Below are 18,319 nucleotides of genomic sequence, written 5' to 3'. Positions count from 1 at the left end.
CGACGATCGCTGAGGCCGGGTGAAACCTCATGGTGAACGTGAATGAAGAGAAACTGGTCGAGTATCTCAAGCGCGTCTCCGCGGATCTGCACGATACGCGCCTGCGTTTGCGCGAGGTGGAGGAGCGATACCAGGAGCCGATCGCGGTCGTGAGCATCGCCTGCCGGTTCCCGGGCGGAGTGAACACGCCCGAGGACCTGTGGCGGCTGGTCGCCGGCGGTGTGGACGCGATCGGGGACTTTCCCACCGACCGCGGCTGGGATCTCGACAGCCTCTATCACCCGGACCCGGACCACCCCGGCACCACCTATGTCCGCCGGGGCGGATTCCTCTACGACGCCGACCGATTCGACCCCCAGTTCTTCGGCATCAGCCCACGCGAGGCGCTCGCCACCAGCCCCCAGCAGCGACTGCTGCTGGAAACCGCCTGGGAGGCATGCGAACGGGCGGGCATCGACCCGGTGTCCCTCAAGGGCTCCCGGACGGGCGTCTACGCCGGTACGGCGACCACCGGCGGCGCCACATCGAGCGACCTCCCGCAGAAGGGATCCGAGGGATACGCGGGCAACGCGCCGAGCCTGCTGTCGGGCCGGGTCTCCTACACCTTCGGCCTCGAAGGCCCGGCCGTCACGGTGGAGACGGCGTGCTCGTCATCCCTGGTCGCGATCCATCTGGCCTGCCAGGCACTGCGGCAGGAGGAGTGCGCCCTGGCCCTGGCGGGCGGGGTGACGGTGATGGCCACCCCCGAGGTGTTCACCGGCTTCTCCCGGCAACGGGGGCTGTCCCCGGACGGTCGGTGCAAGGCGTTTTCGGTACACGCCGACGGCACCGGATGGGGCGAAGGCGTCGGACTCGTCCTGTTGGAACGGCTCTCCGACGCCCGGCGCAACGGGCATGAGGTGCTCGCCCTGATCCGTGGCTCGGCCATCAACCAGGACGGCGCCAGCAACGGATTCACCGCGCCGAACGGCCCCTCCCAGCAGCGGGTGATCCGCCAGGCCCTCGCCAGCGCCCGGCTGGCCCCGTCCGAGGTGGACGCGGTGGAGGCGCATGGCACGGGCACCAAGCTGGGCGACCCGATCGAAGCCGACGCGCTGATCGCCACGTACGGCCGGGACCGGCCGGAGGACCGGCCGCTGTGGCTCGGCTCGCTCAAGTCCAACATTGGCCATACACAGGGCGCGGCGGGCGTGGCCGGTGTCATCAAGATGGTGATGGCCCTGCGGCACGGCGTACTCCCGGCCACCCTCCATGCCGAGGAGTTGACGCCCCATGTGGAGTGGGACGGCGGCGGGGTGCGGCTGCTGACCGAGGCGGTGGAGTGGCCCGAGGGTGAGCGCCCGCGCCGGGCCGGTGTGTCGTCCTTCGGGATCAGCGGCACCAATGCGCATGTGATTGTGGAGCAGGCTCCTGAGAGGGATGTGGAGTCGGCGTCCTCCGAGGTGGGTGGGGTGGTGCCGTGGGTGGTGTCGGGGCGGACTGCGGAGGCGTTGCGGGGGCAGGCGGCGGCTTTGGCCGAGCGGGTGGAGGGCGCGTCCGAGCTGTCGTCTGTGGATGTGGGCTGGTCGTTGGTGACGACGCGGTCGGTGTTCGAGCATCGGGCGGTGGTGGTGGGTGATGACCGCGCCGAACTATTGGCCGCCGTGGAGGCATTGGCGGGCGGCGTGTCGCATCCGGGTGTGGTGCAGTCGGGTGCGGCGGCGCCGGCGGGTGATGTGGGTCCGGTGCTGGTTTTCCCCGGTCAGGGTTCGCAGTGGGTGGGGATGGGTGCGGAGCTGCTGGAGGTGTCGCCGGTCTTTGCGGCGCGGGTGGCGGAGTGCGAGCGGGCGTTGGCGCCGTATGTGGAGTGGGCGTTGACGGATGTGTTGCGGGGGGCTGATGACGCCGCCGATCTGAGCAGGGTGGATGTGGTGCAGCCGGTGTTGTGGGCGGTGATGGTGTCGTTGGCTGCGGTGTGGGCGGGGTTTGGGGTGCGTCCTGTGGCGGTGGTGGGTCATAGCCAGGGTGAGATTGCGGCTGCGGTGGTGGCGGGTGTGTTGTCGTTGGAGGACGGCGCGAAGGTGGTGGCGTTGCGGAGCAAGGCGTTGCGGCGGTTGGCCGGTGGTGGGGCGATGGCGTCGCTCGGTGTGGGTCAGGAGCGGGCGGGCCAGTTGCTCTCCGGCCTGGGCGATCAGGCGGCCGGTGTAGGCGTGGCCGCAGTGAACGGGCCCTCATCGACGGTGGTTTCGGGTCCGCCGGAGCAGGTGGCAGCTGTCGTCGCCGGGTGTCAGGAGGTGGGGGAGCGGGCGCGGCTGATCGAGGTGGATTATGCCTCGCACGGTCCTCAGGTGGAGGAGATCCGCGATGAGTTGAACGAGGTTCTGGCCGGCATCCATCCGCTTGATACGTCCGGTTCGGGTACGGCGTTCTACTCGACCGTGACCGGTGGTCGTGCGGTTTCCACCGACTTGGACACCGGCTACTGGGTGGCGAACCTGCGGGAGCGGGTGCGGTTCACCGATGCCGTTCAGGCGTTGCTGTCTGATGGGCATCGGGTGTTCATCGAGGCCAGTACGCATCCCGTGCTCACCCTCGGCCTCCAGGAGACCTTCGAGGAAGCCGAGGTCACGGCCGTCACGGTGCCGACTCTGCGCCGCGATCACGGCGGCCGGGCCCAGCTCCTCCACTCGCTCGCCCAGGCGTTCACCGCCGGGGTCGACGTCGACTGGAGGGCCGCGTTCCCGGCCGACCCCACCCCTCGTACCGTCGATCTGCCCACGTACGCCTTCCAGCGCCAGCGCTACTGGGCCACTGCCACCGGCGGGGTCGGTGATGTGGGCGCTGCGGGGCTGCAGCGGGTGGAGCACCCGTTGCTGCGGGCGGCGGTGGGCCTTGCCGATGGCGGGCTGGTGCTGACCGGACGGGTGTCGGCCACCGGTGGTGAGGGCTGGCTCGGTGACCATGCGGTCGCCGGAGCGCCGCTGGTGCCGGGTGCGGCGTTGGTGGAGTGGGCGTTACGGGCGGCCGATGAGGCGGGCTGTGGCGGCATCGAGGAACTGGCGCTGCAGGTCCCGTTGGTGCTGCCGTCGTCGGGCGGGCTGCGGGTGCAGATCGTCGTGGGTGAGGCCGCCGAGGACGGGCGGCGCGATGTGCGCGTGTACTCCCGGCCCGACCGCGATGTCCAGCCCGGCGCGGATCCCGACTGGGTGACCCATGCGGAGGGTGTCCTGAGCCCGCCGGCCACGCCGAATGCGGCCGAGGAACTGGGGGGAGTCTGGCCTCCCGAGGGCGCGAAGCCGATGGATGTCGAGGGGTTCTACGCGCATGCCGAGGCGGCGGGCTATGCCTACGGGCCGTCGTTCCAGGGGCTACGTGCCGTATGGCGCGACGGCGCTGACCTGCTGGCCGAGGTGGCGCTGCCCGAGGCGGCCGGGGACGCGGACGGCTTCGGCATCCACCCGGCCCTGCTCGACGCCGCCCTGCATCCGATGCTGCTCGCCGCCGACGGCGAGTCGGCCGACGACGCTGGAATGAGACTGCCGTTCGCCTGGAACGGGGTCTCCCTGTGGGCCGCGGAGGCGACCACCGTCCGGGTCCGGCTCTCGCCCCGTCAGCCCTCTCCCCATCAGGACGGTGCGGTGGGGGAGGGCGGGGTGCGGGTGGTCGTGGCCGATGCCATGGGCGCCCCGGTGCTGACGGTCGACTCCCTGACGATGCGCCCCGCCGACCCCCGTCAGCTGAGGTCCGGGGACGGACGTGGCGTCGACGGGCTGTTCACGCTGGGCTGGATCCCGATGCCCGACGTGTCGGAGGTGGACACCTCCGACCCCATGGGCTGGGTGGTGCTGGGCGAGGACGCCCTGCACCTGGCCGAGGAACCCGGACTCGGCGGTGGGGGAGTGGTATGCCATCCGGGTCTCGAAGCCTTGGTCACCGCGCTCGACGACGGTACGCCACCTCCCGCCTTCGCCGTGACGCACCTGCCCGCAGATGGTGGTCCGCCGGAGGCCGGAGCCGCGGCAAGGGCGGCCGGTGGCTTGGCCGCCGTCGGCCGGGCGCTGGAGCTGGTGCAGAGGTGGCTGGCCGAACCGCGGCTGGCCGACACCCGGTTGGTGGTGGTGACACGCGGGGCGGTGTCCACCGGTGGCCCTGAAGACGATCATTCCGGCGACGAAGAGCTGAATGTGGCCGTGGCAGGGCTGTGGGGCCTGCTGCGGAGTGCGCAGGTGGAACACCCGGACCGGTTCGTCCTCCTCGACCTCCACCAGGCCACCGATCCGACCGCGGGTGAGGTGGCAGAAGCCGTGGCCCATGCCGTACGGGCGGATGAGCCACAGGCGGCGCTGCGCGCCGGGCGGCTGAGGGTGCCCCGGCTGATGCGCGCACGCGACACCGAGGACGCCACCGACAGGGAAGCCGGAGGGCTGACCCCCGGTGGGCTCGACCCCGACGGTACGGTGCTGATCACCGGTGGTACGGGCCTGCTGGGCGGCCTGGTGGCCGAGCATCTGGTGCGTACGTGGCAGGTCAAGCATCTGGTCCTGGTCAGCCGACGTGGCTCGGACGCGCCCGGCGCACCCGAGTTGGCCGCGCGGCTGAGCGACCTGGGCGCGCAGGTGCGGATCGCCGCGGTGGATGTCACGGACGGTGACGCGGTCGCGGACGCGGTGGCCGGTATCGACCCGGCGCATCCGCTCACCGGTGTCATTCATGCGGCCGGGCTGCTGGATGACGCGGTGGTCACCTCGCAGACCCGGGAACAGGTGGCGCGGGTGTGGGCGGCGAAGGCCGCGGCGGCCGCCCATCTGCACACCGCCACGGCGGATCGTCCGCTCCGCATGTTCGTGATGTTCTCCTCGGCCGCCGGAGTCGTGGGCAACGCGGGCCAGGCCGGATACGCGGCGGCGAACGCGTTTGTCGATGCCCTGGTCGCCCACCGGCGGGCGCTGGGACTGCCCGGGCTTTCGCTGGCATGGGGGCTGTGGGCCCAGGCCAGCGAGATGACCGGGCATCTGGGCCGGGCGGACCTGACGCGACTGCGCGGAATGAGGCCGTTGTCGTCCGAGCGCGGCCTGGCCCTGCTGGACGCCGCATGCAGGTTGTCGAACCCGCTGATGGTGGCCGTGGACTTCGATCCGGCCGGGGTGGCTGGTGGGGATCTTCCGGCGGTGTTGCGGGGGTTGGCGGCCGGTCGCACCAGGCGGCGGATCGCGGAGGGCGGCCCGTCGGCCTCGGGGTTGGCTGGGCGGTTGGTGGGGGTGGGGGCGGCTGCTCGGTTGGACGCGGTGGCGGAGGTGGTGCGGGGTGGTGTGGCGGTGGTGTTGGGGTTTGGTTCGGCTGGTGAGGTGCGGGTGGATGCCGCGTTCAAGGAGTTGGGTTTTGATTCGTTGACGGCGGTGGAGTTGCGTAATCGGTTGTCGGTGGTGACGGGGTTGCGGTTGCCGGCGACGTTGGTGTTCGACTATCCGACACCTCGGGTGTTGGCGGAGTATCTGTGCACCCGGCTGACCGGCGAGACCGCCGGGCCCCTTACGCCCGTCGCAGCAAGGGCCGATACCGACGATCCCGTGGCGATCATCGGCATGACCTGCCGATTCCCTGGAGGCGCGAACTCCCCTGAAGCCCTATGGGATCTGGTCGCCTCGGGGAGGGACGTGATCGGGGAGTTTCCGACCGGCCGAGGCTGGGACCTGGACGGGCTCTTTCACCCAGACCCGGACCACCCCGGCACCAGCTATGCCAACGAGGGCGCCTTCCTCCATGACGCCGATGCGTTCGACGCGGCGTTCTTCGGGATCAATCCTCGGGAGGCGCTGGCCACCGATCCGCAGCAGCGGTTGCTGTTGGAGGCGTCGTGGGAGGTGCTGGAGCGGGCGGGGATCGACCCGGTGTCATTGAAGGGCAGCCCGACCGGGGTGTACGCGGGCGTGATGTATCACGACTACGCGGCCGGGCTCAGCGGCGGCGCCGATGTGAAGCTCGAGGGCTATGCGATGCTCGCGGGTTCGGGCAGCGTGGTCTCGGGCCGGGTGGCGTACACGCTGGGCTTTGAGGGTCCTGCGGTGACGGTGGATACGGCGTGTTCGTCGTCGTTGGTGGCGATGCATCTGGCGGCGCAGGCGTTGCGGCAGGGCGAGTGCACGCTGGCGTTGGCCGGTGGGGTGACGGTGATGGCCACTCCGGATGTGTTCACCGGTTTCTCCCGTCAGCGTGGTCTGGCCCCCGATGGCCGGTGCAAGCCCTTCGCGGCCGCCGCCGACGGAACGGGCTGGGGCGAGGGCGCGGGTGTGCTGCTGCTGGAGCGGCTGTCGGACGCCCGGCGCAACGGTCATGAGGTGCTGGCCGTGATCCGTGGTTCGGCCGTCAACCAGGACGGTGCGTCGAATGGACTCACGGCGCCGAACGGTCCGTCGCAGCAGCGGGTGATCCGTCAGGCGCTGGCGAGCGCCGGGCTGTCGGTTTCGGATGTCGATGCGGTGGAGGCGCATGGCACGGGTACGACGCTGGGGGATCCGATCGAGGCGCAGGCGTTGTTGGCCACCTACGGTCAGGATCGTCCGGCCGAGCAGCCGCTGTTGCTGGGCTCGATCAAGTCCAATATCGGGCATACGCAGGCGGCGGCCGGGGTGGCCGGTGTCATCAAGATGGTGCAGGCCATGCGCCATGGAACGCTGCCCGCCTCCCTGCACATCGATGAGCCGAGCCCCCATGTGGACTGGGACAGCGGTGCGGTGCGGTTGCTGACCCAGGCGGTGGAGTGGCCGAAGAGTGAGCGGCCGCGCCGGGCCGGTGTGTCCTCGTTCGGCGCCTCCGGAACCAACGCGCATGTGATCCTCGAGCAGGCTCCTGCTCCGCCCGAGGAGGAAGAGCAGACGGAGCCGTTCTCCTCCGACCCGGGCACGGTCTCATGGGTGCTCTCCGCGCGGAGTGCGGAGGCGCTGCGCGGCCAGGCCGCCGCCCTGGCTGAGCGTGTGGGCGGCGCATCCGAGCTCTCATCCGTTGATGTGGGCTGGTCGCTGGTCACCACGCGATCGGTGTTCGAGCATCGGGCGGTGGTGGTGGGTGATGACCGCGCCGAGCTATTGGCCGCCGTGGAGGCATTGGCGGGCGGCGTGTCGCATCCGGGGGTGGTGCAGTCGGGTGCGGCGGCGCCGGCGGGTGATGTGGGTCCGGTGCTGGTTTTCCCCGGTCAGGGTTCGCAGTGGGCCGGTATGGGTGCGGAGCTGCTGGAGGTGTCGCCGGTCTTTGCCGCGCGGGTGGCGGAGTGCGAGCGGGCGCTGGCGCCGTACGTGGACTGGTCACTCACCGATGTGTTGCGCGGCGCGGAGGGTGCGGCGGATCTGGGGCGGGTGGATGTGGTCCAGCCCGTTCTGTGGGCGGTGATGGTGTCGTTGGCTGCGGTGTGGGCGGGGTATGGGGTGCGTCCTGCGGCGGTGGTGGGCCATAGCCAGGGCGAGATCGCGGCGGCTGTCGTCGCGGGAGCGCTGTCCCTCGAAGACGGTGCCAAGGTCGTGGCGTTGCGCAGCAAGGCGTTGCGACAGCTGGCCGGTGGTGGCGCGATGGCCTCACTCGGCGTGGGCCAGGAGAGGGCGGGCCAGTTGCTCTCCGAGTTGGGTGATCAAGCCGCTGGTGTAGGCGTGGCCGCAGTGAACGGGCCCTCGTCGACGGTGATTTCGGGTCCGCCGGAACAGGTGGCCGCTGCCGTCGCCGCGTGTCAGGAGGTGGGGGAGCGGGCGCGGCTGATCGAGGTGGACTACGCCTCGCACGGTCCTCAGGTGGACGAGATCCGGGAGGAGCTGAGCGAGGTTCTGGCCGGTGTCCGTCCGCTCGATACGTCGGGTTCGGGTACGGCGTTCTACTCGACCGTGACCGGCGGCCGTGCCCTCACCACCGACCTCGGCACCGGTTACTGGGTGGCGAATCTGCGGGAGCGGGTGCGGTTCACCGATGCGGTCCAGGCGTTGCTGGCGGACGGGCACCGGGTGTTCATCGAGGCCAGTACGCATCCCGTGCTCACCCTCGGCCTTCAGGAGACCTTCGAGGAAGCCGAGGTCACGGCCGTCACCGTGCCGACATTGCGCCGCGATCACGGTGGCCGGGCCCAGCTGGTGCACTCGCTCGCCCAGGCGTTCACCGCCGGGGTCGACGTCGACTGGACCACGCTGTACCCGAGCTCCCCGGCGCCCCGCGTGGTCGCACTGCCCACCTACGCGTTCCAGCGCGAGCGCTACTGGCTCGACGGCCACGGTGGACGCGGCGGCGACCCGGCCGACCTCGGGCTGGTCTCCGCCGGACATCCGCTGCTGGGCGCCGCTGTGGAGCTCGCCGATGGCCGTGGCCATGTGCTGACGGGCCGGATTTCCGCCCGTACGCATGCGTGGCTCGGCGAGCATGTGGTGGCGGACGCGGTGCTGGTCCCGGGCGCTGCGCTGACCGAGTGGGTGCTGCGGGCGGCCGATGAGGTCGGCTGTGGTGGCGTGGATGAACTGGCGCTGCGGGTGCCGCTGGTCCTGCCGTCGTCGGGCGCGCTGCGGGTGCAAGTCGTCGTGGGCGAGGCCGCCGAGGACGGGCGCCGTGATGTGCGGGTGTACTCACGGCCCGCCGGTGCGGGAGACTCCGGCACGGGATGGGTGTGCCATGCGGAGGGCGTGCTGAGCGCTCCCTCGGACCGTGCCGACGAGGCGCCGGGACTGGGCGGGGCGTGGCCCCCGGCCGGTGCGGCACCGCTCGGTGTCGAGGGGTTCTACGACCGGGTCGCGGCCTCGGGATATGCCTATGGGCCGTCGTTCCAGGGGCTGCGGGCCGCATGGCGCGACGGCGCGGATGTGTGCGCCGAGGTGGCCCTGCCCGAGGCCGCCGGGGAGCAGGCCGGATTCGGCATCCACCCGGCGCTGCTGGACGCCGCGCTGCATCCCGCACTGCTGATCGACCAGCTCGACGCGGACAACACCGAGACCGGTACCGAAGCCACCGGTGGCCGCGTCTGGCTTCCGTTCGCCTGGAACGGCGTGACGCTGTGGGCGGCAGGGGCCACCACGGTCCGGGTCCGGCTCTCTCTCGCGTCGGAGAACACCGAGGGCGAGCGCGCCCTGCGGCTGACCGTGGCCGATGCCGTCGGCGCTCCGGTGCTGACCGTGGACTCGGTGGCGATGCGGCCCACGAGCGTCGATCAGTTGCGGGCGGCGGTGGCCCACGGCAGCCACGCCACGGACAGCCTCTTCACCGTCGATTGGACTCCCCTGCCACTCGCGGCCGGGGTCGAAGAGGCGGTGGCCGGGGCCGACGACTGGCCCGTCCTGGGCGACGGCGGCCACCAGGATCCTGCCGCGCTGATCGCGACCCTCGATGATGAGGAGGCCGCCCCGCCGGTCGTTCTCGCCGATATGACCGCCCTGACCAGCCACACCGGTGCGGGCGCCGAGGAGGCGTCGGCCGAGGCGCTGTCGGCGACGGAACGGGCGCTGGGGCTGGTGCGGAGCTGGCTCGCCGAACCGCGGTTGGCGGAGGCCCGGTTGGTGGTGGTGACGCGAGGCGCGGTCGCGGTCGACGGCCCCGAGAGCACCACCCGGGTGGACTTGGGCGCGGCCGCCGTATGGGGCCTCGTACGCAGCGCACAGTCGGAGAACCCCGGCCGGTTCGTCCTCCTCGACCTCGACGACGACCTGGACGCCAACGCCAACGCCAACGCCAACGCCAATGCCCACGCCAACGCGGACACCGACCCCAACGCCGATCCCAAGGCCACCGCCCACACCGACGCCGTGCGCATCGCCGTGGCCCGCGCCGTGGAGATGGACGAGCCCCAGCTGGCCCTGCGTGCCGGCCGGGCGCTGGTGCCCCGCCTGGTCCATGCCGGTACCGGGGGCGCGGGGCTGGTGGGCCCCGTGGAGCAGCCGGAGGCATGGCGGCTGGACACGGCGGGCACGGCGACCCTGGAGAACGTCGTACCCGTGCCCTGCCCCGAGGTGCTGGAGCCCCTGGGCGCGGGCCAGGTACGGATCGCCGTGCGCGCCGCCGGTGTCAACTTCCGTGATGTGCTGGTCGGTTTGGGCATGGTGCCGGGACAGACCGGACTCGGCGGTGAGGGCGCCGGAGTGGTGGTGGACATCGGCCCCGAGGTGACCCACGTGTCCGTGGGCGACCGGGTGATGGGCGTCCTCGACCAGGCGTTCGGACCACTGGCGGTCACCGACGCGCGGATGCTGGCGCCGATCCCGGACGGCTGGAGCTTCCGGCAGGCGGCGGCCGCACCGGTGGCCTATCTGACCGCCTGGTACGGACTGACCGACCTCGCCGGGCTCCGGCCAGGGGAGTCGGTGCTGATCCATGCCGCGACCGGTGGTGTCGGGACGGCCGCGGTGCGGATCGCCCGGCATCTGGGCGCGGAGGTCTACGCGACGGCGAGCCCCGGCAAGCATGCGGTGTTGGACGCGATGGGCATCGACGAGGCGCACCGGGCCTCGTCCCGCGATCTGGACTTCGAGGAGTCGCTCAGGGAGGCCACCGGTGGCCGGGGTGTGGATGTGGTGCTCAACAGCCTCGCCGGGCCCTTCGTGGACGCCTCGCTCCGTCTCCTCCGTGAAGGCGGCCGGTTGCTGGAGATGGGCAAGACCGACGTCCGCGACCCGGAGCTGATCACCGCCGAATACCCCGGGGTGACCTATCGGGTCTACGACCTGATCACGGACGCCGGTCCGGACCGTATCCGCCAAATGCTGCGGGAACTGGGCGAGTTGTTCGACTCCGGATTGCTTGAGCCGCCACCGGTACGGGCGTGGCCGCTCAGCCGGGCGCGTGAGGCGCTGCGGTATTTCAGCCAGGCCAAGCACACCGGCAAGCTGGTGCTGGATGTCCCCGCCCCGGTGGATCCGGACGGCACCGTGCTCATCACCGGTGGCACCGGCACCCTCGGCAAGCACGTCGCCGAACACCTCGTCCGCGTCTGGAATATCCGCCATCCGCTGTTGGTGAGTCGCCGCGGTATGGATGCCCCCGGCGCCCCGGAGCTGCTGGCCCACCTCACCGACCTGGGCGCCGAGCCCCGGATCGTGGCCGTGGACGTCACGGACGGCGCCGCGGTGAACGACCTCGTCGCGGGCGTCGATCCGGCGCACCCCCTGACCGGTGTCGTCCACGCGGCGGGTGTGCTGGACGATGCGATGGTCACCTCGCAGACCCCGGAGCGTCTGGCGCGGGTGTGGGCGCCCAAGGCCACGGCCGCGGCCCATCTCCATGCCGCCACCGCGCAACTGCGGCTCGGCATGTTCGTGATGTTCTCCTCGGCCGCGGGGGTGATGGGCAGCCCGGGTCAGGCCAACTACGCGGCGGCCAACGCCTATTGCGACGCCCTGGCCACCCACCGCCAGGCCATGGGCCTCCCGGCGGTCTCGGTGGCCTGGGGGCTGTGGGCCGATGCCAGCGGGATGACCGGGCATCTGGACGAGGCGGACCTGGCCAGGATGTCCCGCTCCGGCATCGCCGCCATGTCCGGCGATCAGGCGCTGGGGCTGATGGACGCCGCCTGCTGGCACGGTGCCCCGCAACCCGCGGCCGTCCGGCTCGACCTCGCGGCCCTGGCCGCTCAGCCCGCGGACACCCTGCCCGCCCTGCTGCGCACACTCCTCGACACCGGAACGAGCACCCGTCGTACCGCCGCCACCGGGGCGCCCGCAGCCGGTCTGGTCGCCCAGCTCGCGGCGGTGCCCGCGGAGGAACAGCACCGGATCCTGCTCACGCTGGTGCGCACGCAGGCCGCGGCGGTCCTGGGCCACACCGACGCCGGGGCGGTGTCCGCTGACACCCCCTTCAAGGATCTGGGCTTCGACTCGCTGACCGGTGTCGAACTGCGCAACCGGCTCGCCGCCGCCACCGGGCTGCGGCTGCCCGCCACCGTCGTCTTCCGGCATCCGACGCCGTCGGCCATCGCCGCCGAACTGCGCGAGAAGCTGTGCCCCGCGCAGGCGGACACCTCGGCGCCCGTCTTCGGCGAGCTGGAGCGGCTGGAGGCGGCGATGGCGCGCCTCGTTCCCCACGACGACGGGGCCCGCGACCGGCTGGCGAAGCGTCTGGAGGCGCTGCTGTGGCGCCTGACCGACGACACACCGGCCGAGGCCACCGGTCGGCACCACCCCACCGTGGACGACGGCGCCCTCGACTCCGCGTCGGACGACGAGTTGTTCGAGTTCATCGACAGGGAACTGCCCTCTTGATCGTGAGTGAGGACTGATGTCGGGTACGGAAGAGAAACTCCGCCAGTATCTGAAGCGGGTCACGGTGGATCTCGGGCAGGCTCGTCAGCGGCTGCGCGAGATGGAGGAGCGATCCCAGGAGCCGGTGGCCATCGTGAGCATGGCCTGCCGTTATCCGGGTGGTGTCGGCTGTCCCGAGGAGCTGTGGGAGCTGGTGGCCTCCGGTGGCGACGGCATCACCGCGTTCCCCACCGACCGGGGCTGGGATCTGGAGGGCCTCTACCACCCCGACCCCGACCACCCCGGCACCAGCTACGTGCGGCACGGCGGTTTCCTGGACGGCGCCGACCGCTTCGACGCGGAGTTCTTCGGGATCAGCCCGCGCGAGGCCCTGGCGATGGATCCGCAGCAGCGGCTGCTGCTGGAGGTGGCCTGGGAGCTGTTCGAACGCGCGGGGGTCGACCCGGTGACGGTGAAGGGCAGCCGGACCGGTGTGTACGCGGGTGTGTCCAGCCAGGACTACATGTCCCGGATGCCCCGCGTCCCCGAGGGCTTCGAGGGCTATGCCACCACCGGCAGCCTCACCAGCGTGGTCTCGGGCCGGGTGGCGTACACCTTCGGCCTGGAGGGCCCGGCGGTGACGGTGGACACGGCGTGTTCGTCGTCGCTGGTGGCGATGCATCTGGCGAGCCAGGCGCTGCGGCAGGGCGAATGCGATCTGGCGCTCGCGGGCGGGGTCACCGCGCTCACCACACCGACCGCCTTCGCCGAGTTCTCCCGGCAGCGCGGGCTGGCCCCGGACGGCCGCTGCAAGTCCTTCGCGTCGGCCGCGGACGGCACGGGGTTCTCCGAGGGCGTCGGCCTGGTGCTGCTGGAGCGGCTGTCCGACGCGCGGCGCAACGGGCATCGGGTGCTGGCGCTGATCCGGGGCTCGGCCATCAACCAGGACGGCGCCAGCAACGGTCTGACCGCGCCCAACGACGTATCGCAGGAACGGGTGATCCGTCAGGCGCTGGACAGTGCGCGCCTCGCCGCCGACCAAGTGGACGCGGTGGAGGCCCATGGCACGGGGACCTCCCTCGGCGATCCGATCGAGGCACACGCACTGCTGGCCACCTACGGACAGGACCGGCCCGGCGAACGGCCCCTGTGGCTGGGGTCGCTCAAGTCGAACATCGGCCATGCTCAGGCGGCCGCCGGAGTGGCCGGTGTCATCAAGATGGTGATGGCGCTCCAGCACGAGACGCTGCCGGCCACCCTGCACATCGACGAGCCGACCCCTCATGTGGAGTGGGAAGGCGGCGGGGTACGGCTGCTGACCGAACCGGTGGCGTGGCCGAGGGGTGAACGATCCCGCAGGGCCGGGGTGTCCTCCTTCGGGATCAGCGGCACCAACGCCCATCTGATCCTGGAACAGGCCCCCGAGCCCAGCCCCCCTGACCCGCCGGAGCCCGCCACCCCCGCAGCCGAGGCAGTGGTGCCCTGGGTGCTTTCCGCCCGTGGCGCCCAGGCCCTGCGGGGGCAGGCGGCGGCGCTCGCCCGGCGGATGGCCGCCGATCCCGGGCCGTCCATCGCCGAGGTGAGCTGGTCGCTGGTCACCACCCGATCGGTGTTCGACCACCGGGCCGTGGCCGTGGGCGAGACCCGCGAGGAGCTGATGGCGGCCGTGGAGGCGCTGGCCACCGGCGGGGCGCACCCGGGCCTGGTCCACCCCGGTGGCGCCGCCGTGGCGGGGGACCTGGGCCCGGTACTGGTGTTCCCCGGCCAGGGCTCGCAGTGGGCGGGCATGGGCGCCGAACTGCTCGATGCCTCACCGGCTTTCGCGGCCCGCGTGGCGGAGTGTGCACGGGCCCTGGCGCCGTACGTCGACTGGTCCCTCACCGATGTGCTGCGAGGTGCCGACGGGGCGGCCGACCTGGGCCGCGTCGATGTGGTGCAGCCCGTCCTGTGGGCCGTGATGGTGGCGCTCGCCGCGGTGTGGGCAGGACACGGCGTACGTCCCGGGGCGGTGATCGGGCACAGCCAGGGCGAGATCGCGGCGGCCGTGGTGGCCGGGGCGCTGTCGCTGGAGGACGGTGCCAAGGTGGTGGCGCTGCGCAGCAAGGCGTTGCGACGGCTCGCCGGTGGCGGGGCGATGGCCTCCCTGGGGATGGGCCGGGAGCGGGCCGGGAAGCTGCTGGCCGATCTGGGCGACCAGGCGGCGGCCGTGGGCGTGGCGGCGGTCAACGGCCCCTCCTCCACGGTGATTTCCGGACCGCCCGAGCAGGTGGCGCACGCCGTGGCGGCGTGCCAGGAGGCGGGCGGCCGGGCGTGGCCGATCGAGGTGGACTACGCCTCGCACAGCCCCCAGGTGGACGAGATCGCCGACGAGCTGGCGGAGGCCCTGGCGGGTGTCCGGCCGGTCGCGTCCAAGGTGGCGTTCTACTCCACGGTTTCCGCCCGCCGGATCGACACCACCGGGCTGGACACCGCGTACTGGGTGGCCAACCTCCGTGAGCCGGTGCGGTTCGCCGACACCGTCCAGCGGCTGCTGGCCGATGGCCACCGCGTGTTCATCGAGAGCAGCACCCATCCCGTACTGACCGTGGGAATGCAGGAGAGCTTCGAGGAAGCCGGGATCGACGCGGTCACCGTGCCCACGCTCCGGCGCGACCACGGCGGGCGGGCGCGGCTGATCGAGTCCCTCGCGCTGGCCTTCACCGCGGGCGTCGCGGTCGACTGGACCACCCTCCACCCCACCGGCCCCGCCGCCCCGCGCACGGTCGCGCTGCCCACCTACGCCTTCCAGCGGGAGCGGTACTGGCTGGCCGACGCGGTGTCCTTCGCCACCGAGTCCCCGGCCGACGAGGAGGAGTCCCGGTTCTGGGCCGCGGTGGAGGGAGAGGACCTGAGCGCGCTCTCCGAGACGCTGAGCCTCCCGGACGGCACCGGCCACCGGGCCTCGCTGGGCACCGTGCTCCCCGCGCTCTCCACATGGCGTCGCGCCCGGCGCGAGCGCTCGGCCGTGGACTCCTGGCGCTACCGCGTCGAGTGGCGGCCCGTCCCCGACGCCGCCCCCGCCACCGCGGGCTCCTGGCTCGTGGTCCACCCGAAGGGCGCCGCCGACGGCTGGACGGACGCCTGCGTACGGGCGCTGGGCGCGGACGGCGGCCAGGTGCGCCAGCTGGAGCTGGCCGAGGACACCGACCGGACGGGGCTCGCCGAACTGCTGCGCTCCCGGTGCGCCGGGGAGATGCCACCGACCGGCGTACTGTCGCTGCTGGCCCTGGACGACGGCACACGGCCACCGCTCCCCGACGTGGCTCCCGGCCTGACCGGCACGCTCACCCTCCTCCAGGCGCTGGTCGACGCCGCCGTCACCGCGCCCCTGTGGTGTGCCACCCGCGGCGCGGTCGCCATCGACGACTTGGACCCCCTGGACGCTCCCCACCAGGCTCAGCTGTGGGGGCTCGGCAGGGTGGCCGCCCTCGAACACCCCGACCGGTGGGGCGGGCTGGTGGACCTGCCCGCGAGCCCGGACACCCTGGCCACGGAGCGGCTGCGCGCCCTGCTCACCGGGGCCTGCGGCGAGGAAGAGGTGGCGCTGCGCCCGACCGGTGCGTACGGCCGACGGCTGGTCGCCGACCCGATCGGCGGCCGTGCCCCGCGGCGCACCTGGAAACCCCGGGGCACCGTGCTCATCACCGGAACCGCCGACGGACCCGCCGCCCACGTCGCCCGCCGGCTGGCCGCCGAGGGCGCCGAACACATCCTGATGCTGAGCCCCGGAGGCGGCGACGCCCCCGGCGCCCTGGAGGTGAAGGCCGAACAGGAGCTGAAGGCCGAACTGGACGCGCTCGGCACCGGACTCACCATGGCGGACCACTCACCCGCCGACCGGGACGGCACCGCACGCCTCGTCGAGCGGGTGGCGGAGGCGAGCGGACGCATCGGGACCATCATCCACACCTCAGCCTCCGGTGAACTGGCCCCGCTGATGGAGCTCACCCCGCGGCGGCTGGCCGAGGAGATCCGCGCCCATCTCGACGACACCGGGCGCCGGTTGGACGAACTGTGCGGCATGGGCCCCGAGGACACCGTGGTCTACTTCTCCACCGTCGCCGCGTCCTGGGGCAGCAAGGACCACGGCTCCTACGCGGCCGCCACCGCCTGCCTCGACGCGCTGGCGCAGCGCGACCGGGCCGATGGCCGCCCCACCGTCTCGATCGCGTGGGGGCTGTGGGATCTGCCGTACGACGGTGACGCATCGGACGCGTCGGCGGCCCCGCACGCCGAGCGCTCCCGGCGGCAGGGCCTGTCCCCGCTGGACCCACGGCCCGCGCTGACCGCGCTGCACCAGGTGCTCGACCACGACGACCCGCGCGTCACGATCGCCGATGTGGAATGGGAGCGCTTCGCACCGCTGTTCACCCTCGCCCGCCCCAGCAGGCTCTTCGACGACATCCCGGCCGCCCGCCACGCCATCGAGGCCGCGCGGGGATCCGCGGAGGACACCGGCACCGATGAGGCGTCGGCGCTGCGGAGGGAGCTCGGCCCCTTGGCCGAGGACGAGCGGGTCGAGCGGCTGCTGGCGCTGGTACGCGCCCATGTGGCCGCCGTACTGCACTATCCGGCGCCGGAGTCGGTCGAGCCGGACCGCCCGTTCAAGGAGCTGGGGTTCGACTCCATCGCGGCCGTCGAGCTCAGGAACCGGCTGCGCGCCACCACGGGGCTGAGCCTGCCGACGACGGTGGTCTTCGACTATCCGACCCCCCGGGCGCTGGCGGGCCATCTGCTGGCCGAGGTGGATCCGGAAGAGGCCGGCGCGGCACATCCGCTGTCCGGACACCTCGACGAACTCGAGGCCGCACTGGCCGGGCTGCCGACCGGCGATCCGCGCCGAGCCGGTCTGGTGAACCGGTTGCAGGCCCTGGTCTGGAAGTACACCGCCACCGCGCAGGAGGCCGACGGACCGGCAACCGAGGAGGACCTGACGGCGGCCACCGCCGACGAGGTGTTCGCCCTCATCGACCGCGAACTCGGAGTCTGACCGGTGGTCGCGGGCCCCGGCCCGCGACCACCGCATACGCGAACTCCCCGTACGCAGACCGTACGGGGAGTTCGCCTATGCGGTGAGTCAGCGAGCGTCGAGGGCCGGCTGGACGCCGCGGGCCAGGTCGAGCAGATCGTCGGCCACCCGCCGCGGACGCTGGGCGTGCAGATCGTGCTCGGAGTCGAGATATTCGCGCATCGTCGCGTGGCGCAGATCGGCCGTGGTCTCCCTGATGCGGGAGCGGATGCGGTCCGCCCACTTCCCGTCCGCGCCCTTGGGAATGGCGGGCATCAGCAGAGTGGGCACCGTGATGGCCGCGTACCACGGCCTCGGCGGCTCGTTCCAGATGCTGTGCAGGATCGACATGTGCTGCTCGGTGGACATGCGCCGGGACAGCGAGCCGTCCGGGTTCACCAGCATCGTGTCCACCGCGGCCTCGATCGCCGCCGGGGACCAGTCCGGGTGGATGGCGCGGAAGTAGTCGCTCACGCTCTGCACGGTGGCGCCCTCCAGGGACGCGGGCCGCAACGCCCCGACGAACGCGTCCCAGGACGCGAACGCCTTGGCCGGCTCCAGCCAGCCGCCGTCCACGAGGGCCAGCGCGGCCACCAGCTCGGGGTGCTCGGCGGTCAGCCGCACCGAGACATTGCCGCCCCAGGAGTGGCCGGCCACCACCACCCGGTCCAGCCCGAGGGCGGCGGACGCCGCCACCAGATCCGCGACCGCGGTCTGGGTGTCGTAGCCGGTTTCCGGTGTGTCGGAGTCACCGTGGCCACGCAGATCCACCGCGTACACCGCATGGCCCGCGGCGGCCAGATGGTCGGCCACCTCGTCCCACAGCCGGGCGCTGGAGGCCATGCCATGGACCAGGAGAAAGGGAAGCGACGCCGTTCCCGGCCGGTGCCGGAAATGCAATTTCACATCGTCGGTTACGGGCACGGAAAGATCCATGCCGGAATTCTAGCCGGGTAGCCCAATCCGATTCGACCGCTGGGCATGTGATGTCCGCGCAGATTAGCGGCACTTAAGCGGGGCGCGAGATGCTGGGCCGCCGGGCGATTCATTTTCTCATGCCGACCCGACTCTTTTACCGACCGTAGACTCCGAGCCGAAGTGAGGC

3 protein-coding genes are annotated in these 18,319 nt (G+C 72.2%); 2 read left to right on the top strand and 1 reads right to left on the bottom strand.

Annotation, left to right across the window (positions count from 1 at the left end; translation table 11 throughout):
* The first annotated feature begins 29 nt into the window (after positions 1-29).
* Both J8403_RS04065 and J8403_RS04060 read left to right on the top strand, forming a co-directional pair.
* Entirely contained in the window at positions 30-12,188 is a 12,159-nt protein-coding gene (locus tag J8403_RS04065) for a type I polyketide synthase (RefSeq protein ID WP_211121903.1), read from the top strand.
* Between the two features lie 16 nt (positions 12,189-12,204).
* Positions 12,205-17,196, top strand: a complete 4,992-nt coding sequence (locus J8403_RS04060; RefSeq protein WP_211121902.1) for a type I polyketide synthase — start codon at positions 12,205-12,207, stop codon at positions 17,194-17,196.
* Positions 17,197-17,283: 87 nt separating this feature from the next.
* Here the strand turns inward: J8403_RS04060 and J8403_RS04055 are convergent, their stop codons facing one another.
* Positions 17,284-18,150 carry an alpha/beta fold hydrolase gene (locus tag J8403_RS04055; RefSeq protein ID WP_211121901.1) on the bottom strand — a complete coding sequence of 289 codons (867 nt, stop codon included), beginning with the start codon at positions 18,148-18,150 and terminating at the stop codon, positions 17,284-17,286.
* Positions 18,151-18,319 lie beyond the last annotated feature (169 nt).

This window comes from Streptomyces yatensis (assembly GCF_018069625.1).
GTDB lineage: Bacteria > Actinomycetota > Actinomycetes > Streptomycetales > Streptomycetaceae > Streptomyces > Streptomyces yatensis.
Note: the sequence above shows the minus strand (reverse complement) of the source record. Positions and strands in the feature narration are given on the sequence as shown.

Coding starts and splice junctions, on each gene's coding strand:
- J8403_RS04065 (WP_211121903.1), top strand. CDS start 30: ATGGTGAACGTGAATGAAGAGAAACTGGTCGAGTATCTCAAGCGCGTC.
- J8403_RS04060 (WP_211121902.1), top strand. CDS start 12,205: ATGTCGGGTACGGAAGAGAAACTCCGCCAGTATCTGAAGCGGGTCACG.
- J8403_RS04055 (WP_211121901.1), bottom strand. CDS start 18,150: ATGGATCTTTCCGTGCCCGTAACCGACGATGTGAAATTGCATTTCCGG.